17 protein-coding genes are annotated in these 19,749 nt (G+C 70.0%); 7 read left to right on the top strand and 10 right to left on the bottom strand.

All coding sequences use genetic code 11. The features are described from left to right. Positions 1–32: 32 nt before the first annotated feature. A complete protein-coding gene (locus ACGFNI_RS06705; protein ID WP_393681214.1) occupies positions 33–1,346 on the bottom strand; it encodes a glycosyltransferase 87 family protein in 1,314 nt (437 codons plus the stop codon). Positions 1,347–1,787: 441 nt separating this feature from the next. Here ACGFNI_RS06705 and ACGFNI_RS06710 point away from each other — a divergent pair, with 441 nt between their 5' ends. Then, the gene (locus ACGFNI_RS06710; protein ID WP_393681216.1) at positions 1,788–2,222 is read left to right on the top strand and encodes an Asp23/Gls24 family envelope stress response protein; all 435 of its coding nucleotides are present in this window, start codon (positions 1,788–1,790) and stop codon (positions 2,220–2,222) included. Between the two features lie 18 nt (positions 2,223–2,240). Here the strand turns inward: ACGFNI_RS06710 and ACGFNI_RS06715 are convergent, their stop codons facing one another. Next, entirely contained in the window at positions 2,241–3,002 is a 762-nt protein-coding gene (locus tag ACGFNI_RS06715; RefSeq protein WP_393681217.1) for a LysR family substrate-binding domain-containing protein, read from the bottom strand. Between the two features lie 58 nt (positions 3,003–3,060). On the opposite strand from ACGFNI_RS06715, the gene ACGFNI_RS06720 reads away from it, so the two are divergent. Then, positions 3,061–3,465 (top strand): DUF5997 family protein, encoded by a 405-nt coding sequence (locus ACGFNI_RS06720; protein ID WP_393681219.1) that lies wholly within the window; start codon positions 3,061–3,063, stop codon positions 3,463–3,465. Positions 3,466–3,540: 75 nt separating this feature from the next. Here the strand turns inward: ACGFNI_RS06720 and ACGFNI_RS06725 are convergent, their stop codons facing one another. From ACGFNI_RS06725 to ACGFNI_RS06745, 5 genes are read right to left on the bottom strand one after another with little or no spacing between them, the layout of a single operon-like run. Continuing rightward, complete coding sequence (locus ACGFNI_RS06725) at positions 3,541–4,707, bottom strand: MFS transporter (protein WP_393681221.1); 1,167 nt, start codon at positions 4,705–4,707, stop codon at positions 3,541–3,543. 8 nt (positions 4,708–4,715) lie between these two features. Beyond that, entirely contained in the window at positions 4,716–5,285 is a 570-nt protein-coding gene (locus tag ACGFNI_RS06730; protein WP_393681223.1) for a GNAT family N-acetyltransferase, read from the bottom strand. Then, a complete protein-coding gene (locus ACGFNI_RS06735) occupies positions 5,286–6,503 on the bottom strand; it encodes a type III PLP-dependent enzyme (protein ID WP_393681225.1) in 1,218 nt (405 codons plus the stop codon). It abuts the gene before it with no gap. A 17-nt stretch (positions 6,504–6,520) separates the two neighbouring features. Beyond that, positions 6,521–7,852, bottom strand: coding sequence for a DUF6271 family protein (locus ACGFNI_RS06740; RefSeq protein WP_393681226.1), 1,332 nt, complete (start codon positions 7,850–7,852; stop codon positions 6,521–6,523). Then, positions 7,834–8,898 carry a phytanoyl-CoA dioxygenase family protein gene (locus ACGFNI_RS06745; protein WP_393681228.1) on the bottom strand — a complete coding sequence of 355 codons (1,065 nt, stop codon included), beginning with the start codon at positions 8,896–8,898 and terminating at the stop codon, positions 7,834–7,836. Before ACGFNI_RS06745 ends, ACGFNI_RS06740 begins: the two co-directional genes overlap by 19 nt. A gap of 633 nt (positions 8,899–9,531) precedes the next feature. Between ACGFNI_RS06745 and ACGFNI_RS06750 the strand changes: the two genes are divergently transcribed. From ACGFNI_RS06750 to ACGFNI_RS06770, 5 genes are all read left to right on the top strand, one after another. Next, positions 9,532–11,043 (top strand): glycoside hydrolase family 3 protein, encoded by a 1,512-nt coding sequence (locus tag ACGFNI_RS06750; protein ID WP_393681230.1) that lies wholly within the window; start codon positions 9,532–9,534, stop codon positions 11,041–11,043. Between the two features lie 696 nt (positions 11,044–11,739). Then, a complete protein-coding gene (gene ssuE, locus ACGFNI_RS06755; RefSeq protein WP_393681232.1) occupies positions 11,740–12,294 on the top strand; it encodes an NADPH-dependent FMN reductase in 555 nt (184 codons plus the stop codon). 100 nt (positions 12,295–12,394) lie between these two features. Further along, the gene (locus ACGFNI_RS06760) at positions 12,395–13,576 is read left to right on the top strand and encodes an SfnB family sulfur acquisition oxidoreductase (RefSeq protein ID WP_393681234.1); all 1,182 of its coding nucleotides are present in this window, start codon (positions 12,395–12,397) and stop codon (positions 13,574–13,576) included. A 50-nt stretch (positions 13,577–13,626) separates the two neighbouring features. Beyond that, complete coding sequence (locus tag ACGFNI_RS06765; protein ID WP_393681236.1) at positions 13,627–14,772, top strand: LLM class flavin-dependent oxidoreductase; 1,146 nt, start codon at positions 13,627–13,629, stop codon at positions 14,770–14,772. 276 nt (positions 14,773–15,048) lie between these two features. Further along, positions 15,049–15,801 (top strand): hypothetical protein, encoded by a 753-nt coding sequence (locus ACGFNI_RS06770; RefSeq protein ID WP_393681238.1) that lies wholly within the window; start codon positions 15,049–15,051, stop codon positions 15,799–15,801. A gap of 165 nt (positions 15,802–15,966) precedes the next feature. On the opposite strand, the gene ACGFNI_RS06775 is transcribed toward ACGFNI_RS06770, so the two are convergent. The 3 genes from ACGFNI_RS06775 to ACGFNI_RS06785 form a co-directional block, all read right to left on the bottom strand. Next, the gene (locus ACGFNI_RS06775) at positions 15,967–16,260 is read right to left on the bottom strand and encodes a hypothetical protein (protein WP_393681478.1); all 294 of its coding nucleotides are present in this window, start codon (positions 16,258–16,260) and stop codon (positions 15,967–15,969) included. Between the two features lie 114 nt (positions 16,261–16,374). Continuing rightward, a complete protein-coding gene (locus tag ACGFNI_RS06780; RefSeq protein ID WP_393681240.1) occupies positions 16,375–17,337 on the bottom strand; it encodes a hypothetical protein in 963 nt (320 codons plus the stop codon). Positions 17,338–17,759: 422 nt separating this feature from the next. Beyond that, positions 17,760–19,700 (bottom strand): glycoside hydrolase family 5 protein, encoded by a 1,941-nt coding sequence (locus tag ACGFNI_RS06785; RefSeq protein WP_393681242.1) that lies wholly within the window; start codon positions 19,698–19,700, stop codon positions 17,760–17,762. Positions 19,701–19,749 lie beyond the last annotated feature (49 nt).

Consider the following 19,749-nt stretch of genomic DNA (forward strand, 5'->3'; position numbering starts at 1 on the left):
CCCCTTGTGGAGAGCCCCCGGCGGTCCGGTGGTTACCTGTTCGGGGCGAGCGCCGCGTCGGGGCCCGCCACGGACTGCGGGGCGTCCGCCGACGCCGTGGCCTCGGGGTCGTCACCCTCCCGCCAGGACGCCAGGCCCGCGGCGAAGCGGGGCCAGACGAGGAAGACGACGGGGTAGATGAGGTAGCCGATGCGGGTGGCCGGGGACAGCACGATGGCCAGGCTCAGGCCCAGCGCCAGCCGGTTGGCAGCCGCGACGGTGGTGCGCGGCGCGCGGACCAGGAGCGAGATGCCCACGCCGAGGGCGCTCAGCGCGATGAGCACGACGGTGACCGCCTCGCCGTTCGGCACCAGCGAGACGATCAGGCTGCCGAGCAGCGGGCTCTGGGCGGAAGACGCAGCGGAGCCGAGGCCCAGCGGGTAGAGCACGAGGTTCTGGTAGAACGCCCAGCCGTCCACGAGGGCCACGGGTATCGCGGAGAGGACCGCGATACCTATGGAACCCAGCGCGCACTTGACCGCGGCACGCTTCCCGCGCGTCACCCAGAACATCATGACGAGGACCGGAATGGCCGGCCAGGCCGTCCACTTCAGTGCCGCCGCCGCTCCCAGGGCCAGGCCCGCGCGGCCCACGTCGCCCCGGTGCGCGAAGGCGAAGGCCAGGCACATCAGGCCGATGACCGGCGGGTCCACGCCGCCGATGGCGATGGGCAGCGCGACCAGCGGGCAGGCGATCAGCCACAGGAGACCGAGGCCCCCGGACATGCCGCCGCCCACGTTCTCGTTCAGGCCGAGCGAGCCGCTCTTGGAGCCCTTGGCCAGTACCCGCACGGCGCAGATCGCCGCCGCGAGGAAGCCGAGCAGGAACCACAGCCGCGCGCTGCCGAGCGGGGTGTCGCCGAACAGCATGTGCGGGATCCCGAAGAGGCTCATCCCGGGCAGGTAGGGGTTGAAGTCGGCGACGATGTGCGGTGTGGCGTTGTACGGGGTTCCGGAGGAGAGGAGCAGGTCCGCACCCCGCTCGACGACCCCGACCTCCATCTGCTCCTTGCTGATCACCGTGAGGTACAGCAGGGGCATGACAGCCGCACCGATGACGGAGATCACGGCGGGGATGCGCGCCCACGGCTTCGCCGACTTCAGGGCGACCAGGGCGGCGACGAGGTAGCCGGCCGCCGCGCAGATGCCCCATGCCTGCTGCGAGGTGTCGGGCGGGGAAGAGAGCCCCACCCCGAGCGATGAGACCGCGCAGACCAACAGCACCGGCCAGTCCCACCGACGGCCACCGCGCGCGGGCGTGGATGACGGGTCGGCTTCCGACCGCCGCTTCTGGGCAGGAATCAGCATCAGGCGTCGACCCCTTGGCGGGTCAGGTGCCTGTCGGCGTGGGGGGTACGATCGCCGGAGCGCGTGAGGCCGCGACCTTGAGGTGAACCGGGTGCGGTGTGGGAGGGATGGCGCTGGATCATAGTATGACTATACATGTTGTGTATAGAGCCGCCGTCCTGTACCCCTTGCGGTGCTCGCACATCCCCCGAAGACCGGCCCGGCGCCCCTTCCCTCCCGGCCTGACGCGGCAGCCACTCACCCCAACTCCCGCTCCCCGCTGAGCGGTTGAGCCCAGGGCGACCGCGCCATCCGACCCCCTGTGGCGTTCGTCTCACCGCCGCCGCGACCGCACTCCGGGTGCCCCCGCGCCGCCGCCCCGAGAGGCGGTACCCCCGATCGGCCCCTAGCGTGAGGAGTGGATCGGCTACTTCCCCTCGATGCCGCCGTGAGGTGATCGGTATGAACGGGACCGGAGGACAGAGCGAGCAGGGCGCAGCCGGGGCACGCGGCCGTACGACCATCGCAGGCACGGTCGTCGAGAAGATCGCGTACTTCACCGCACGGGACGTCGACGGCGTCAACGCACTCGGCAGCGGTCTTTCGCGTTCGGTCGGTGCCCTGCGCCAGCGCGTTCCCGGGGGCACCACGCCCACCCACGGCGTGAAGGTCGACGTGGGCGAGAAGCAGACGGCGATCGACCTGGATCTCGTCGTCGAGTACGGCGAGCCCATCACCGAAGTGGCGGTGGCCGTACGGAAGAGCGTCATTTCCGCCGTCGAGCGGATGACCGGCCTCGAGGTCGTGGAGGTCAACATCGCCGTCAGCGATGTGAAGGTCCCCGAGGAGGAGGAAGCGCCCGGGGAGGAGCGGGGCTCCGGGCAGCGGGTGGCCTAGAGCGCGCCCGTCGGAGCACTATGACCTGCGGCGGGGCTTGCCGCGTTTGCCGCCCTTGGGGCCGCCGGAGCCGCCGCGGGGGTTCCGGCCGGCCGGTTTGCCCGCGGGCTTCGCGCGGGTGCCGCCGGACTCGGGGCGCTTGCGCTTGGGCTGCTGGGCGGGGGCCTGCGTACGGCCGCGTGAGCTGTTGACGGTCCGGCCGCGGACGATCCCGATGAAGTCCTCCACCAGGTCGGTGGTCTCGGCCTCCGGCCAGGACAGCGCGACGCGGGACTCGGGCACACCGGAGACCGGCCGGTAGGTGAGGTCCTTGCGGTGGTGCAGGCGGGCGAGCGACTGCGGGACGACGAGCAGGCCCACGCCGGCCGCCACCAGTTCGATGGCGTCGGCCGTCGTCGCCGGGCGCTCGACGGCGGGCCGCCCCGGCGGGTGTTCCCAGTCGAGGGTGTCGTCGAGGGGGTGCAGCACCAGCTCGTCGGCCAGGTCGTCCGCGGTGATCTCGTCGACCGCCGCGACGATGTGGTCCTTCGGGACCACGACCACCGTCGTCTCGGTGTAGAGGGGAATCGCGCTGAGGTCGGTCCTGTCGATCGGCAGCCGGACGAAGCCCGCGTCGGCGGCGCCGGACCGCAGTACCTCGCCCGCTTCGGCGGCGGGCACCGCGGTCAGGGTCAGCGGGATGCCGGGCAGTCGCTCGTTCCAGATCCGCACCCACTTGGTGGGCGTCACTCCCGGGACATACGCCAGCCGGAACGAAGGGGATGCTTCCGAGCCTGTCACCCCGCCAGGTTACCGGTCGTGGTCAGCGGTAGCGCACACGCTCGATACCCTTGACAGCATGACGTCGCACCAGAGCACCCAAACCATGAAGCCCGCCACCGCGGCGAAGAAGCTGGGTGTGTACCTCCAAGCCACCCCCGCCGAGTTCCAGGAGGGTGTGGTCTCGCGCACCGAGCTGAACGCGCTGCAGACCGATCCGCCCGAGTGGCTGCGGGAGCTGCGACGCAACGGCCCGCATCCCCGGCCGGTGGTCGCGGCGAAGCTCGGTGTCTCCATCGCGGGCCTCGCCCGTGGCGGGGTCACCGAAGCCCTCACCACGGAGCAGATCGACGCGCTCAAGCAGGAAGGCCCCGAGTGGCTCCAGCGGGAGCGCGCCACCCAGGCCGAGGTCCGCAAGGAAACGCAGCGGATCAAGGAGAAGCAGGAAGAGAAGAAGGCGAAGGACGCGGCGCGCGGCGAGTAACCGCCGCACCGCGTTCCCGGTCTGTTCTCTCTCGGCGTCGGCCGTGTCCCTGGCGGGGCACGGCCGGCGCCGTTCTCAGGCGCTCTTCCAGCGGATCCGGGTGCCGCACAGCGCCACGACGACGGCCGATGCGGCGACGGCGGCCAGCCCCCACACCAGACCGGCGGCGTTCGCGAGGAAGCCGATGAGCGGCGGCCCCGCCAGCAGGCCCGTCGTTCCCATGGCGGCGACCAGCGTCAGCGCGTCGGAGCCCTGTCCCGCCGCGGCCACGTAGACACACGGGGTGACGGCCGCGATGCCCAGGCCGACGCAGGCGAACCCGATCAGGGCGGGGATCACGCCGCCGGACAGCAGGGCGAGCGCGAGACCGGCACCGGCCAGGGTGCTGCCGACCCGCACGACACGTCCGTCACCCCACCGGCTTCGCCAGCCGTCGGCGAACAGGCGGGCCAGGACCATCATTCCGGAGACCACGGCGATGCCCATGGGCGCCAGTTCCGCCGATGCCTTGGCGACGTCCTTCAGGTAGAGGGCCGACCAGTCGTTCATGGCGCCTTCGGTGATGGTGCCGAAGGCCATGGCGCAGCACATCCACAGCGTCATACGGGACGGCAGGGTCAGGCCGCCGCGGCTCTTGCGTTCCTTTTCCGTGCCGGGCCGGTCGTCGGCGGGCCCGTCATCGGTCAGCAGTCCAGGTCCCGCGCAGACGGCGAGGAGCAGCAGGATGACGGCGGCGACGCCGAAGTGCGCGGTCACGGCCGAGGTCACCGTGTTCATTCCGGAGGCGAGGAGGGCGGCGCACAGTGACCCGCCGCTGAACGCCGCGTGCAGTTTGGCCATGGCGTTGCGCTGGTGGGCGGCTTCGAGCGCGGCGCCCTGGGCGTTCATCGCGACGTTCAGGCAGCCGACCAGAATGCCGTCGGCGCACATGACCGCCAGGGCGGTCGGGTAGTTCGGCGCGAGGGCCAGCGCGAGGAGCAGTACGGCGAGGCCGAGCGCCGACAGGAGCGCGAGGCGGCGCGAGCCGAGTCGTCGCATCAGCACCGCGACCAGGGGGAAGGACACCGCGGCGCCCACACCTGCGGCCATCAGGAACAGGCCCACCTCCGCGGCGGTCAGGCCGAGGTGTGCCTTGAGTGCGGGGAGCCTCGATGCCCAGGTGGCGTACTGGAATCCGAGGGAACAGAACAGTGCGGTGATCGCCACCTGTGCGCGGCGGAAAGGATCGTCGAGGCGGAGCATGAGTGCCGTCAGCCCATTTCGTCTTGCGATGACGAGCCGTGCGGTGCGACGCCCGCCGGCTTCGAATTCGCGGCTCGGTATGCCGGTATCGCCCGGCACATGTAGACGGCGTCGGTGCCGTAACTCTTCGGTGGTGCGGCGCCGTTCCGGGGCAGGAATCCGTTCGCCGACCAGAAGGGCGCGCTGCCCGCCACGGCGACCAGGGACATCTGCCGGTATCCGTGTGCCATGGCCGTCGCGGTGAGGTGGCGCAGCAGGTGCTGTGCCAGGCCCCGGCCGCGAAAGCCTTCCGCGATGACGAGATCGTGCAGATGCAGATTGCGCGAAGGGAAGGTGCGGTCCTCGGTCCTGGTCAGGTCCGGGTACCGGAACATCGGGTACGGCAGCGCCAACAGGTAGCCCGCCGGGCGCTTTTCGCGGTGCAGCACGAAACAGGTGTCCGGGGAGGCGCGGGCCCTGGATTCCAGCGCGGCGCGGTCCTCCGACAGTCCGATGGCGCCGTAGGCACGGGATTCCATGGCCACGATGGCGTCCCAGTCGTCCGGGGATATGGGCCGTATCTGCACGTCCTGGCTCATTTACCGGGTGCCTTTCGTGGGAGTTCCGGGCCGTGGGTTCTGGTGGGGCGGGCCGTTGTGTGCGCCGTCCATTCCGTGAATGCAGTGGACCGGGAGGGGACGGAATCCGTTGAAGCCCTGTGTCGTGTAGCTGGTGGCGTAGGCGCCGCAGGACAGCACCCATACGGGATCGCCGGACGCGAGCGCTTCGGGTACCTGGACCAGGCCGTGCTCGTGTGCGTACGCGTCGTCGCTGTCGCAGGTGGGGCCCGCGACGACGGCGGGGACGGTGGCGGTGTCCGGGTGTGAGGGGAACACCAGGCGGTACTGCAACGCGTCCATTTCGTAGAGGCCGTTGAACTTTCCGCAGCTGAGGTAGAGCCAGTGCCTGCGTTCACCGTTCCGTTGCTGTCGCGCGGTCAGCCGGGACACGTGTGCCCGGATGAAGCCGTGGTCGGCGACGAGGTAGCGGCCGGGTTCCACCAGGAATTGCAGGTCGTGTCCCGGTATTTCCCCGAGGTGCTGCATTCCCTCCCTGATCACCGCGAATATCTTGTCGATCGGCGGGTCCAGCGGCCTGCCGTGTTTGTCGAGGTATCCGATGGCCGGCAGGCCGCCGCCCAGATTGACGTGGTCGAGGGATATTCCCCGCCGGTTCAGCTCCGTGAGGACGTCGGCAAGCCGCTCGAAGGCGTGCTGCCAGGCTTCGGCGGTCATCTGCTGGGAGCCGACGTGGACGGAGAGTCCGGACGGGGTGAGTCCTGTGTCGCGGGCCGTTTCCAGGACGCGTACCGCGTCGGCGGCCGAGCATCCGTATTTGTTGCTGAGGCCCCAGAGCGCGCCGTCGCCGTCGGTGGCCAGTCGGCAGAACACCCGGGCGCCGGGCGCGTGAACGGACAGCGCCGTGACGTCTTCCCGGCTGTCGGTGGCGAAATCCCGGATGCCGAGGCGGTGGGCGTCGGCGATGTTCCGGTCGGATTTGATGGTGTTGCCGTAGTGGATACGGTCGGCCGGCACTCCGGTCTTCAGTGCCTGGGCGATCTCGCCGGGTCCTGCCGCGTCGAATCCGGCGCCGATCCGTGCCAGGCGGTCCAGTACCTCGTCGACGGGGCAGGCTTTCATGGCGAACCGGACGGATACGCCGGGCAGTTCGCGCCGCAGGGTCGCGTAGCTTTCTTCGATTCCGGTGAGGTCGAAGAGGATCCGGTCGTCGGTGGCGGCTGCCAGGGCCGCGTGCATGCGCGGGTTGCCCGGCCTCATCGAGGGTCTCGGCCGTGCTGCCGTGCGGCGGGGCGGGGGTCGGTGACCTTGCTCGCGGCCATCAACGGTTCCCATGCCTCGATCAGCAGGGCGAAGTCCTCCATGTCATGCCTGGCTTCGTCGAGGAGTCGCGCGCGGCGGGCCGTCAGGGTTCCGGCGAACGTGGCGTATCTCCCGCCGAGTTTCCGGTAGGACCGTTCGAGACTTTCCAGCCGCCGGATATTTTCCGCCGGGTCCAACAGGGCGCTTTCCCTGACCATTTCGGCGATGGCCAGGGGGCGTACCCGGTGCCGGTCGTCGAGGAGGGACGCGCGGGCCGCCGCCATCCTGTCGTAGACGTGATGGAAATAGAGCATGGACAGGACGAATTTCGCGTACCGCAGGTGGTAGGCGAGGAATCCCGGATCGGTCCGGCGTTCCCTGGTGTAGAAATTCACGATGTTGCGGTTGTGCAGCACGCCGGGCAGCGTGGCGTCCTGGACGAAGTGCAGGAGGAAGTAGTCGCTGCCGATGGTGTCGGTCGCGGGCGGCAGCGGTACCTGTTCGTGCACCTGCTGGAAACTGATGTTGCACATGTCCACCCGCATCGGGTCGACGAGAGCCAGGGTCGTGTGGTCGTCGGTGAACGTTTCCGAGCCGGCTCCGCGGAAGGACTCGTCGACGAGTTCCCGCTTCGCCTCGTCGGTCCAACTCTCGGGGGCCCACAGGCTGACCACGTCGTGGTAGATGTCGCGGTCGAGCCGGTACATCTCGCCGATGTCCACGGAGAGTTCGCCCACGAAGGAACTCCCCACCATGGCCACCGGTTTGTCCGCGTGTTCCGGGGCGAGCGTGTTCTCGGTGACGCCGTACGCCGCTTCGGCCGCGCGCTTTCCGATGGAGGTGAGTTCCTGGTGGACGGGAAAGACGGGTGCGCCGTTCACGACCTGGTAGCGGCTGTCCGAATCCCTGCGGTGCAGGGACCTGCACCCCAGCGCGGCACCGATCAGGAATGCGCGATTGGTGCAGGCGCCGTAGGACACCCCGTCCGGGAGCATGAGGTCGAGTATCAGCTCGGGTTTCGGGAGGTCGGCGTGGCGGATGACCCGCTGGAGAAAGTCCCGCTGGTCCGCCTCGCCGAGGTGGTGCACGTGCACCCGCGGCACCGCGGGAATGCCGCGTGCGGCCTGCGCGTGCTCCGTGAACACGGGCCCTTCGGTGGAGTCCAGTATCAGCAGGTGGACCTCGACGTCGAAGTGTCCGGCCGCGTAGGCCGCCTCTTCGCCGATGGCCGATATCGTCGCGGCGCAGGCCCTGTTGGTGGGAAGGGTCAGACAGATTCGGCGCATGCCCCAGCTCCGGTTGCCTCTTCGGATTCCGTACCGTTCCAGGATTCGAGGCCCAGCAGTCTGGCCCCGAGGTCATTCAGCTCGGCGGTGCCGTAACGCAGCGATTCGGGTTTCTCGGCGTCGCCGAGCAGTGTCGCGTTCCATTCCGGCGTAAGGAGATGGCGCCAGGAATCGACCCGGGAGCGCCGCAGTTCCTCGTGGCTCTCCAGCGCCGGCATCATCGAGAGGTACTGGACCGCGCGCACGCCGTCCCGTGAGGTGTTGGGGGCCACTCCGTGCGCGAGCAGGCCGTTCCAGATCAGCAGGTCGCCGGCCTCCAATGCGGGCTGCACCACGGGCATTTCCGTCCGGTCGAAGCGGGGCCTTATCGGATCCCGGCCGTCCGGCTGGAGGGCCTTCCAGCGGTCGAATTGACGGAAGAGTTCGGGTGCGCACTGGAATCCGCCGTGGTCCGGTGCGGTGTCGTTGAGGGCGATGATGCCCTGAACGCGCTGCGGCAGTATGCCGAGTGTGGTGTCGATGTCCCAGTGCAGTGCGATGTCGAAGCCCCGCTCCGTCGCCGGGATCAGCGCGCGGTCGCGGTTCTTGACGTTGGGCGGGTTCAGGTTGAGCCGGTCCAGGGTGACCCAGAGCTGCTCGCAGTCCCACACGTCGACGAATGCGTCGTAGACCCGCCGGGTCTGGCGGCTGTCCCACAGGAGTTGGTGGTGGTACGCCTCGACGAAGCCGTAGATGTGCAGTTCCCTGTCGAGGTCGGACCGGAAGGGACGGTCCTGGTACCAGGTGTCGGGGCGCCCCGGGTCGAGTTGCTGGAATTCCCAGGTGAATTCCAGGAGTCGCGCCGCCGCGGAAGGCGTTATCGCCCGCTTCACCACGACGTAGCCGTAGGTCTGCCAGAAGGCGAAATCCTCGTCGGACAGCACGCGTAGCGGCCGGGTTTTCCTGAGGTCGCGCAGGGGTGTCCGTACCAGGTAGGTTTCGCCGTCCGAGCTGAAATACGGGATGTCCGATGGACTTCGGTGCAGGTAGCTGTCGGGTGCCGGCATGCGTGCGCTCCATGGCTCGAAGTGACCTGTGGCTGGCCGGATCGCCCCGTGCCGCCGCCGTGCGGGGGCGTGTCAGCGGGGTGGGGGTCGTACGGGGCCGGCGCGGAGAAGGCTGTGGTGCGCCGGCCGGTGCCCATGCCGTCGCGGGCATGGCGCAGTCACAGGTGGCCGTTGGTGAGGGAGTGGTTTCGGGCAGCGGTAAGAGTCGTGCCGGAGTAGGAGGGCTGGTACGCCGCATCCGCCCCTTGCGTCACTCGCGTCCCACTAAAATGGACTAGACCAACTTCCGGTGTCAACACCGGATTCGGCGGCCACGGACGGCCGGGGATGCGGGCCCAGGTCGCCGCCCCACGGAGGACCGCAGGCGGGCAGCGCGACGGCGGACCGGACCAACAAGGCTTCACGACCCGCGAGTTCAGGGCCGCGAGGCGCATGTCGCAGCACCGCCACGCCCGCACGCCGCGCCCGCCTTCCCGATGGACGGCCGGGCCGCACCCGCACCACGCCCCGCGGGCCCCCGCGTCATCCTCAAGGCGTTCTTGACACCACCGATTGGCCTAGGCCAATATCCCTTGGTCTGTACCAATCCCGCCCCTGTGATCGATGTGTCGGCACTATCCGGAAGGCCAGTCGATGTCCTCCAGCAAGCACAACAAGGTGTTGCGACGGCTCGCCCTCTCCGTCCTGCAGCCGGGATTCGTGGGCACACAGGCGCCGGACTGGGTACTGCGGGCCATCGGTGACGGCCTGTCATCCGTCGCGTTGTTCACCCGCAACATCAGCAGCCCCGATCAGGTCAGCCGGCTGACCGCGCAACTCCGGGCGGAGAACCCGGCGTTGATCGTCGCCGTCGACGAGGAGGCAGGGGACGTCACCCGGATGGAATCCGCCACCGGCTCGTCCCGGCCCGGCAACTTCGCCCTCGGCGCCGTCGACGACACCGAGCTGACCGAGGCCGTCGCCCGCGACCTGGGGCGTCAGCTGCACGCCGCCGGGGTGAACCTCGACTATGCGCCCAGCGTGGACGTCAACTCCAACCCCGACAACCCCGTCATCGGCGTCCGGTCCTTCGGCGTGGACGCCTCCGTGGTCTCCCGGCACACCACCGCATGGATACGGGGCCTCCAGTCCGCCGGTGTCGGCGCCTGCGCCAAGCACTTTCCCGGCCACGGCGACGTCGCCGTCGACTCCCACCACGGGCTGCCCAGCTACGACGCCGGAATCGACGAGATCATCGCGCAGGCGCTGCCCCCGTTCCGGGCCGCCCTGGACGCCGGGGTGCGCGCGGTCATGAGCGGCCACCTCCTCGTGCCCGCCTACGACCCCGACCTGCCCGCCACCCTCAGCCCCCGCATCCTCAACGACCTGCTCCGCAAGGAACTCGGGTTCGACGGGCTGATCGTCACCGACGCCATCGAGATGGGCGCCGTCGCCGACCGCTACGGCATCGGCGGCGCCGCGGTGAAGGCCATCGCCGCCGGGGCCGACGCCATCTGCGTCGGCGGGGAGAACGCCGATGAGGCGACCGCCGAACTCCTCGTCGGCGCGCTCGTCGACGCCGTGGCCTCCGGGGACCTCGCCGAAGGGCGCCTCGCCGAAGCGGCCGACCGGGTCCGGGACTTCGCCGGCTGGTCGACCCACCTGGCGCAGGCCGTACCGGCCGACCCGGTCAGCGGCGACATCGGCTTCGTCGCCGCCCGGCGCGCCATCCGGCTGAGCGGATCGGTGCACGAATCCCTCCCGCTGGCCGCCCCGCCGCACGTGGTGGAGCTGGTGCCCGCCACCAATCTCGCCATCGCCAAGGAGACTCCGTGGGGTGTCGGTGCCCCCCTGCGCGAGCGGCTGCCCGGAACGACCTTCGTCCGGGTGCATCACGAGGACTGGACGACCCGGCCCGCCGTCCTGGAGGAGCACGCGCTGGCGCCCGCGTCGGGCCGTCCGGTGGTGGTCGTCGTCCGGGACGCCGCCCGGCACGCGTGGATGGGCCGCGCCCTCGCCGACCTGACCACCGCACGTCCCGACGCGATCGTGGTGGAGATGGGCCTGCCGGGCGCCGCCGCTCCCGGTGCGGTCCAGATCTTCACGCACGGCGCCACCGCGGCCTCCGGCGTCGCGGCGGCCGAGGTGCTGGCCGGCCCCCGGTAGCACGGGGGGCCGGTCCCCCAGCCGGCCCTGATTGCCCTCCCTTCCGCAGGAGTTGGGGCCGCTGCGGCTGATGCGGCCCGGATGCGCCCTGCTTCCGGCGTCCGACATCCGACATCGGCAGGTTTTCCGTACCGCCCGGTGGAAGGGCGCGCCACGGCACCGCCAGGATGCGGGTCGTCCGCGTGCGTCCGGCGCGCGGCGCGGTCCGCCGGGCCGCGGGCCGGTCCCGCCGTACTCCGGCGGCCGTGCGGGCGGGCCCCGCGCCGCTCCCCCGGCTCCCCCATGGCCGCCCCGCCGTCCTCCCCGTGGCAGGGAATCCCTATCAGGGCGTAGCCATTACCGTCTCGACGCCCGCGCGAGCGGCTGCTTCAATCACAGGTATGGATGCAGTGCGACACCCCCTCACGCGGCGACGTCACGTCGACCTCGCGCGGGTGTGCAGCGCCTCCTGTCGACCCTGCCGCTGAGCCTTCCGGGCGCGCTCGCCCCGCCTCGTACGCAGGTACCCGCCGGTGTCCGGCGCCCTGTGACGCCTCCATGGCGCCCTGCCGAGCCGCCCCGCACGCGCCGCGTCATCCGTGACGCCGGCCCGCCGTGCCACCGGGCGCACTCACCGCATCCGCGGAACTGCCGCCCGCCTCCCTTCACCTCTCCGCTCACCGGCCCCTGTGGCCGCGTACGCAAAGGATTTCCGCCATGGCCACCGTCCTCACGCTGACCGGCAGCGCCTCCGCCCCCGGCTCCTCCCGCACCGCGCGTCTCGTCCAGCACCTGGGCCGCGAACTGACCGCCCAGGGCCACCAGGTGCACGGCCTCGACGTCCGCACGCTGCCCGCCGACGCGCTCCTCGCCGCCGACACCTCGCACCCCGCGGTCGCCGACGCCGTCGCGCTCGTCGAGGGCGCCGACGCGCTGCTGGTCGGCACGCCCGTCTACAAGGCCGCCTACTCGGGGGTGCTCAAGACCTTCCTCGACCTGCTGCCGCAGTACGCGCTGCGCGGCAAGAGCGTCCTGCCGCTGGCCACCGGCGGCTCCCCGGCCCACGTCCTCGCCGTCGACTACGCGCTGCGGCCCGTCCTCACCTCGCTCGGCGCCGACGTCGCCCAGGGCTGGTTCGTCCTGGACCGCCACATCACGGCCGCCGACGACGGCACCGTCTCCCTCACACCCGACGCGGACGCCGGCCTGGCACCGGTCGTCGCCCGCTGGCGGGACGCGCTCGCGAAGCCGCAGCGGCTCGCCGCGGCCTGAAGGTCATCGGCTTTCCCTTCCGCGCCGGCCTCCCCCGACGCCCGTGGCGGCGGGCCAACACCCGCCGCCCGGCACGCATTTGCACCGAAAGGCACGTCCCATGCCCCGCATCCCCGCATCCGCCGCCGAGGCGATCACGCGCGCCCGTCAGCTGGCCGAACGCCTCGCCGTCGACGACGCACGCCGCGATGCCGAGCGCACCCTCCCGTACGACGAGGTCCGCGCCCTGACCGAAGCCGGCCTGTTCACCCTCACCGTCCCCCGCGCGCACGGCGGGCCCGGGATCGGCGCCCGCAGCCTCGGGGAGGTGTTCACGGAGCTGACGGCCGGTGACGCGAGCGTCGGCCAGATCCCGCAGAACCACTACTTCTTCGTCAACGTCCTCGCCCACGCGGGCACCGATGAGCAGCGCGCCTTCTTCCACGCCGAGATCCTCGCGGGCCGCCACTTCGGCAACGCGCTCTCCGAGCGTGGCACCCGCACCGCCCGCGACTTCGCCATCGGCTTCGAGCGGCAGGACGACGGCAGCCGCGTCCTGGACGGCACCAAGTTCTACGCGACCGGCACGCTGTTCGCGCACTGGATCACGGTGTACGCCAACGACGAGGAGGGCCGCACGCACGCGGCGTGGGTGCCCGCCGACCATCCCGGCGTGCACATCGAGGACGACTGGAACGGCATGGGCCAGCGCACCACCGGCAGCGGCACCGTCCGCTTCGACCGGGTGCGGGTGCCCGCCGAACACCTCGTGCCGGTCCACACCATCTTCGAGAAGGACGAGGTCTTCGGCGCCTTCGGCCAGTACCTGCACGCCGCCATCGACACGGGGATCGCCGTCGCCGCGCTGCGCGACGGCAAGCGGCTGATCCACTCCCTGGCCCGCCCGCGCCTGGAGACCGGCGTGGCGCGGGCCGCCGACGACGAAGCCGTCATCGACGGGTTCGGCGAGCTGGCGCTGCGGGTCCGCGCGGCGCGTGCCCTGCTGCGCGAGGCCGGTGACGCCCTGGACACCGCGCACGCCGAGCCGACCGCTGAGCACGCCGCCGAGGCGTCCGCCGCGGTGGCCGCCGCCCGCGCCCAGTCCGACGTCGCCGCCCTCGCCGTCTCCAGCGGCGTCTTCGAACTCATCGGCACCCGTGCCGCCGACCGCGACCTCAACCTGCACCGGCACTGGCGCAACGCCCGCACCCACACCCTCCACGACCCGCGCCGCCTCAAGCTGCGCTATCTGGGCGCGTGGGAGCTGAACGACACCCCGCCGCCGCGCAACGGCCTGGTCTGACCCCACCACAACGGCCCGGCCCGAACCCACCGCAGAGGACACCACCACCCATGACCCTGACCTTCCACTGGTTCCTGCCCACCAACGGCGACAGCCGGCACATCGTCGGCGGCGGCCACGGCGTGCCCACCGGGTCGGCCGGCGGCGACCGGCCCGCGAGCCTCGCCTACCTCGGTCAAGTCGCCCGTACCGCCGAGCAGTTGGGCTTCGATGGCGCGCTGACACCCACCGGCGCCTGGTGCGAGGACGCCTGGCTGACCACGGCGATGCTCGTCGAGGCCACCGAGCGGCTGAAGTTCCTGGTGGCCTTCCGGCCCGGACTCGTCGCGCCCGCGCTCGCCGCCCAGATGGCGGCCACCTACCAGCGGCACTCCGGCGGCCGGCTGCTGCTCAACGTCGTCACCGGCGGCGAGGACCACGAGCAGCGCGCCTACGGCGACTTCCTGGACAAGGACGCGCGCTACGCCCGCACCGACGAGTTCCTGCACATCACGCGTGCCCTGTGGCGCGGCGAGAGCGTCGACTTCCAGGGGCAGCACGAGCGCGTGGAGCAGGCCCGCCTGACCCGGCTGCCCGACCCGGTGCCGCCCGTCTACTTCGGCGGCTCGTCGAAGGCGGCGGGCCCGGTGGCCGCCCGGCACAGCGACGTCTACCTCACCTGGGGCGAGCCGCCCGCCCAGGTCGCCGAGAAGATCGAGTGGATCAGGGCGCTCGCCAGGGCCGAGGGCCGCGAGGTCCGCTTCGGGATCCGGCTGCACGTCATCGCCCGTGACACCGCCGAGGACGCCTGGGCGCAGGCCCACCGGCTGCTGTCCGGCGTCGACCCGGCCGTGATCGAGAACGTGCAGCAGGGCCTCGCCAGGTCCGGCTCCGAGGGGCAGAAGCGCATGCTGGCCCTGCACGGCGGCGCCACCGACCGCCTGGAGGTCTACCCGAACCTGTGGGCCGGCATCGGCCTGGTACGCGGCGGCGCGGGCACCGCCCTGGTCGGCTCGCACGCCGAGATCGCCGACCGGATCGCCGAGTACCACGCCCTGGGCATCGACGAGTTCGTACTCTCCGGCTACCCGCACGTCGAGGAGGCCTACTGGTTCGGCGAGGGCGTCCTGCCCCAACTCGCCGCCCGCGGCCTGTGGCGCCACCCCGACGCGGCCTCCCGCGACGAGACGCCGGCGGCGGTGCCGTTCGCGTCGTAGAGCGTCCACCGGTAGGTCGGCGGACGCTCTCACGTGCCCCGGACTCCCCTCCCACCGTGGGTAGTTCGCCGACGTCCCGACGTGACGCCCGCTCATGCGGGGCACCCCCGGCGGACACGACCTTGGACTTCCTCGGCAACCGGCGGCAACCGGAGAACGCGGGAACTGCCCGCCCGTAGCAACCGTCGTGATCTACGGGTGCGGCAAAGTCGCACCGTGCCGGCAGGTCAGGATTCACCCGGCCCGCCGGCACTCTTGCGGACTCCGGAGACGAACATGCGGGAAGTCATCCGATACATCGAAGAACAACGCAAGCGGTACGAAGACCACGACTTCTTCATCCGGCTGTTGGCCGACGAAACGCTGTCGGGGGATAAGCGTCTGGCCTGGGCTCCGAGCGTCATACCGTTCATCATGGGTTACTCCGATCTGAACAAGTACGTCTTCCGCAAGACCGTCGAGGACGGCGAACTCGACCCTCTGCAGGCCCTGCTCAACGACCACACCTACGAAGAGGACTTCCACTGGCAGTGGATGCTCACGGACCTCGCCAAACTCGGGGCGGACGGCCCCATGCCCCTGTCCGACGCGTCGCGGGTGTTGTGGGGAGCGGACTTCCAGCATTCCCGGCGGCTCTGCCTCGGGCTGGCCGAGATGGCCGCCAACGCTCCGACGTATGTCGTGTTCGCAATGGTCGAGTCCATCGAAGCCGTTTCTGTGACGATCTTCGAGCACTGCCAGGGAATTACGCTGCAAAACGGCCAGGAGTGCGAGTTCTTCGGTACGCCGCACTACCTCGCGGAGGCGTCGCACAGCATCAAGTCTCCGGAGGTCGAGACCTCCGAGCTGCCGCTGCTCGACGCATCACAACGTGAGCAGGCGAGGCTCATCGTGGACCGCGTGTTCTCGCTGTTCGACGACTGGTCCACAGCCCTGCTGAATTTCGCCCTGAAGAATGAAACGTACCAACTCACCTTCGAGCGGATGGTCCAGGACAGCAAGGACTCATTCCCGATATCGGCGGCATAATGAGCCGGTCGACGCCCCCACATCCTCGATCCGCGGATGGTGACAGCCCAGCGGGTGCGTTGACCGGCTGTGGCGAGTAGTTTCACCCGCGAACAAGTTCAGCGAGACGCTCGGCTGGAATCCCCCGGCCGAGCGTCTCGCTACGCTCTGGCCACAGCCAGTGGATCACTTCTGGTCGCGTGTTGCCCCGTCCGGCCAGACCACCTCAACCGGTACTCCGGTACTCCGCGCGTAGGCCACCACATCCGCCGTGCCGCCATACCCCCGGGCCGGTTGGCCGTCCCATACAGCGATGAGCCGGTCAACCAGCCCTACGCGGTATTCCTCAGCCGGAACGACGACTTCGAGCCTGCCGCCGTGGTCAAGAACAGCCTCGGCGAACCATGCGTCAGGGCCGTCTGCAATACACGACACCCCGCAGAGATCGTCCGCGTCATACACCTGCAATGCGGTGTCCAGGCGGTCGCGGACTTACCGTTCCAGTTGGGCAGACAGTCCACGGTGTCCGGTAATTCCCACACGCACAGCCCAGTTCCTCTGATCTCGGGTTACAGGAATACGCCGTACAGCCGATCAGTCAAAATCGCGTACGACCTTGGGCGGGGTGGCTCCGGAGAACGTGCGGCGCAAAGCCCGTACTCGCTCAACGATTCGCCCCGACTGGTAGCGCAATCCGACTTCCAACGCCCGTGCCGCCAGGGTGAATGCACCATCGAGCCGCCCTGACGCCATGTGCCCGGACGCCATGTCGAGCATCAGTAGCGCGCACTGTTTGTCGTGGCCTGATGTCATCACGGCAGCAGTGGAGTCCATTGCGCCGGAGACCCACCACGGCAGCCCGAGAAGCGCACCGCACGAGACTCGCGTGGCTGCAACCTTCGCCTCGGTGTAGGAGAACACCCACGGCCACGGTGGCGCCCCCTCCTTCTCCATCCGCTCCGCTTTCCGTTCCGCCGCCGTCAATGCCGCGTCGGCCTGTTCCGCGTCGCCGGCCGCAGCATGCGCCAAAGCCTCGACGCCGAACAGCCACGCATCCGCAATGGCGGGAAGGCCCGGCCCGAGCTGTTTACGCGCCGACCGCGTAAGGCTGAGCCCCTGCACGGCGTTTCCCGCATGTGCCTCGAATTGCGCCAAGCTGCCCAACTGGTATGCCGCGAGCAGCGAATTGCCCCCACGCCGCGCGGCCTTGATCGCCGATCCGTACCACGTACGGGCCGATCCATAGTCGCCCATGTCCCAGTGCGACCATCCGGCCAAGCTCGCCACCTCGCTGCCCACTGCCGCGAGCCGCCCCCGGTCGTCCTTGCTTTCCGCGTTCTGCGCAATGGCCTGTGTCAACCGCAGGTGGGACAGCACCGTTTCCGCGAGTTGTCGGGATGACGTCGATCCGTCCAGCCGACGGAAAGCCGCCGTGGCCACACGCAACGTAGCCACCTGCCCGCTCTCGGCCACGCGTGGCCGCCGAACAGGCACCTTGGAGGCCGCGGGGGATGCGGCAACCGCAGCGGCCCCGACGAGAAAGCTGCGCCGTTCCACGCCATCTCCTGTTCCATCCCCCCTCGCAGCCATCACCGCCGTGTGATCAGCCAGACCGACAAGGTGCGGAGGAATCTGAAGATGGCCGGCCATGTGTGCCAGTTGTGCTGTGTCATATCAGCACAAGCCATTAATACGCGCCATCAGTACCGGATGCAGATCGGTATGTGCGGCCTGACCTTCTGCCAAGTCAGCGCCCTCATACGCGCACGGACCGGCACATGCCTCACCTGCTGCCACCGCGACATGCCCACCTCGCCCGACCACAGCGCCGACCACAGCGCCGACCAACCCAACGAAGTACTGCTGGGGCAGTCCGGCAGAGATGATGCGCGGTGGTCGGCCCCCGGGGCGGAATCCGTCAGCGGCGATCTTCAGTCGAGGCGCGCCGGGATGCTCCTGGTCCGTCGGTGCGGGGTGGATCAGGTGAGGGGGCGGCACAGCAGGGCGTCGGGGCGGCCGTGCTGGAGGGACTTCCAGGTCATGGCGACGCCGGCGATGTACTCGTTGTCGGCGCACTGACCCTTGTAGTCGCTCTCGGCCCAATCACTGCCCTTGGCGCCGCCGGTGGCGGGGCGGTTGTCGCCTCGGTCGAACCACACACTGCGGCCCTCGAGGGGGAGCGGGGTGGCGGAGGGTGCACAGAGCAGGGAGACCATGGCGGGGCCGTTCTTGCTGTAGCCGACCGCGAAGCTGTTGACCGGGCACTGGAGTTTGTTGTAGCCGCCGGCCCAGTCGCCCTGCTTGACGTAGCGCTCGTCGCTGACCATCTCCCAGGCACCCGCCGCCTTGAGCGGCTCGGCGACGTCGGTGCACAGGCCGCGGCCGTTGCTGTGGCTGAGTCCGATCAGACGCTCGGTGTCGGGGCAGTTGCCCTTGAAGTTGTCCGGGCTCCAGTCCGCCTTGGCGAGCATGGTGCGGGAGAGGTTCCAGTCGCCGTGATCGGTGTAGACGATGTTCCAGTGGTTGACCGGGCCGATGGGGCCGCTCTTGGCGGGGGCGTTGACCAGCTTGTTCCAGTCGGTGGCCCGCCAGTCGCCGTCGTCCTCGACGCTGAGCTTGTTTCCGGATGCGTCGTACGAAATCAGCGCCCAGTTGTCGTTCGGCGTGCCCTTGTCGTCGCTCCAGCCCACCAGCGGCCACTGGGCGAAGTCGGTGTCGTTCTTCACCAGGATGTCGGTGAAGTTCTTGAACCAGGTCTTCTCCTTGGCGTCGGTGGAGCCGCGCCCGGCGGCGCCGAACTCGCTGACCCAGACCGGGGCGGTGAAGTGCTTCCCCTCCTCGGTGACGAACAGCCCCTCGTCGCTCACGACCTGGGCGAGCTTCTCGGGGGTGAAGTCCTGGTAACGCGGGTCGTCGGTCGATCCCGGGCCACTGCCCGCACCGGTGTTGGCCGGGCCGGTGTAGCCGTAGAAGTGCACCGCGTAGACCAGCTTGTTCGAGTCGATCAGTGTGTGGGAGAGCGTGCGGACCGGCTTGAGGTCCGGACGCTGGTGGGGGAAGGGGGCAGCAGGGATGCCCTGCCAGTTGATGCCCTCCATGATGATCAGCATGTCGGGGGCGGCCTGGAGGATCTTGTTCCCGGCCTGCTCGAAGGCGGTGTACTCGTCGTGCTCGTCGCCCCGGCCCCAGTTGGCGTCGTCCCAGGTGTCACGGCGGACCTCATTGCGCAGGTCGGCACCGACCACGCGCTTGTCGGCCCGGTAGCGCTTGGTCATGAACACCCAGTCGTCGATCCACTGTTGGGTCGACTGTCCGCTGTTCCAGCGCTCGTTGCCGTCCAGGCCACAGCAGAAGCGGTAGCTGGTGGTGTGATTGTTGAGGATCACCGCGAAGCCGTCGGCGGTCAGCGCCGCGATGACGGCGTCGAACACTTCCAGCGGCGTCTTCCCCTTGAGCTGGGGGTTGGCCGCGACCGCGGTGTCCGGCACCTCGGTCTTGTCGTGCACCAGTGCGTTGGCGAACGGCAGCCGAATGCTGTTGATACCGAGGCGGTGGAAGTCGGCCATGATCCGGCCGATCGGGGTGCGGTCCAGGCCGAGAGGGATGTTGTTCGACTTCTGGTGCGCCTGATGGTTCGCCACGTCGCCGACGTCGCCGCTGCCCACGTACGTCCCCTGGGCGCCCGCCCAGTTGCCGGACTTGAGCTTGAAGCGGTCGCCGTGGGCGTCGACGATGTACCGGCCCCGGGTGCTGAGCGGGCCGGTCCACGAGGCCGCGAGATCGTCCCCCGTCAACGCGGCGGGAGCCGAGGTGGGAACGGTGTCCGGAGCGGCGACCGCTCCGGGAACGGTCACGGCCAGCAGCACGGCGGCGACGAGCAACGCCGGGATTCCACGCATGACGGATCTGACGGTTCCCATGGAGCCCTCCGGGTGTAGTCAACCGCCCTTTCCTGAAGCGGCAGTTGGC

This window comes from Streptomyces sp. NPDC048644 (assembly GCF_043199105.1).
In the GTDB taxonomy this organism is placed as follows: domain Bacteria; phylum Actinomycetota; class Actinomycetes; order Streptomycetales; family Streptomycetaceae; genus Streptomyces.

Bases quoted from the DNA above. Each gene is read 5' to 3' on its own strand.
- ACGFNI_RS06760 (WP_393681234.1), top strand. From the start codon at position 12,395: ATGCCCCGCATCCCCGCATCCGCCGCCGAGGCGATCACGCGCGCCCGT.
- ACGFNI_RS06710 (WP_393681216.1), top strand. From the start codon at position 1,788: ATGAACGGGACCGGAGGACAGAGCGAGCAGGGCGCAGCCGGGGCACGC.
- ACGFNI_RS06730 (WP_393681223.1), bottom strand. From the start codon at position 5,285: ATGAGCCAGGACGTGCAGATACGGCCCATATCCCCGGACGACTGGGAC.
- ACGFNI_RS06765 (WP_393681236.1), top strand. From the start codon at position 13,627: ATGACCCTGACCTTCCACTGGTTCCTGCCCACCAACGGCGACAGCCGG.
- ACGFNI_RS06785 (WP_393681242.1), bottom strand. From the start codon at position 19,700: ATGGGAACCGTCAGATCCGTCATGCGTGGAATCCCGGCGTTGCTCGTC.
- ACGFNI_RS06750 (WP_393681230.1), top strand. From the start codon at position 9,532: ATGTCCTCCAGCAAGCACAACAAGGTGTTGCGACGGCTCGCCCTCTCC.
- ACGFNI_RS06735 (WP_393681225.1), bottom strand. From the start codon at position 6,503: ATGCACGCGGCCCTGGCAGCCGCCACCGACGACCGGATCCTCTTCGAC.
- ACGFNI_RS06740 (WP_393681226.1), bottom strand. From the start codon at position 7,852: ATGCGCCGAATCTGTCTGACCCTTCCCACCAACAGGGCCTGCGCCGCG.
- ssuE (WP_393681232.1), top strand. From the start codon at position 11,740: ATGGCCACCGTCCTCACGCTGACCGGCAGCGCCTCCGCCCCCGGCTCC.
- ACGFNI_RS06745 (WP_393681228.1), bottom strand. From the start codon at position 8,898: ATGCCGGCACCCGACAGCTACCTGCACCGAAGTCCATCGGACATCCCG.
- ACGFNI_RS06720 (WP_393681219.1), top strand. From the start codon at position 3,061: ATGACGTCGCACCAGAGCACCCAAACCATGAAGCCCGCCACCGCGGCG.
- ACGFNI_RS06705 (WP_393681214.1), bottom strand. From the start codon at position 1,346: ATGCTGATTCCTGCCCAGAAGCGGCGGTCGGAAGCCGACCCGTCATCC.
- ACGFNI_RS06770 (WP_393681238.1), top strand. From the start codon at position 15,049: ATGCGGGAAGTCATCCGATACATCGAAGAACAACGCAAGCGGTACGAA.
- ACGFNI_RS06725 (WP_393681221.1), bottom strand. From the start codon at position 4,707: ATGCTCCGCCTCGACGATCCTTTCCGCCGCGCACAGGTGGCGATCACC.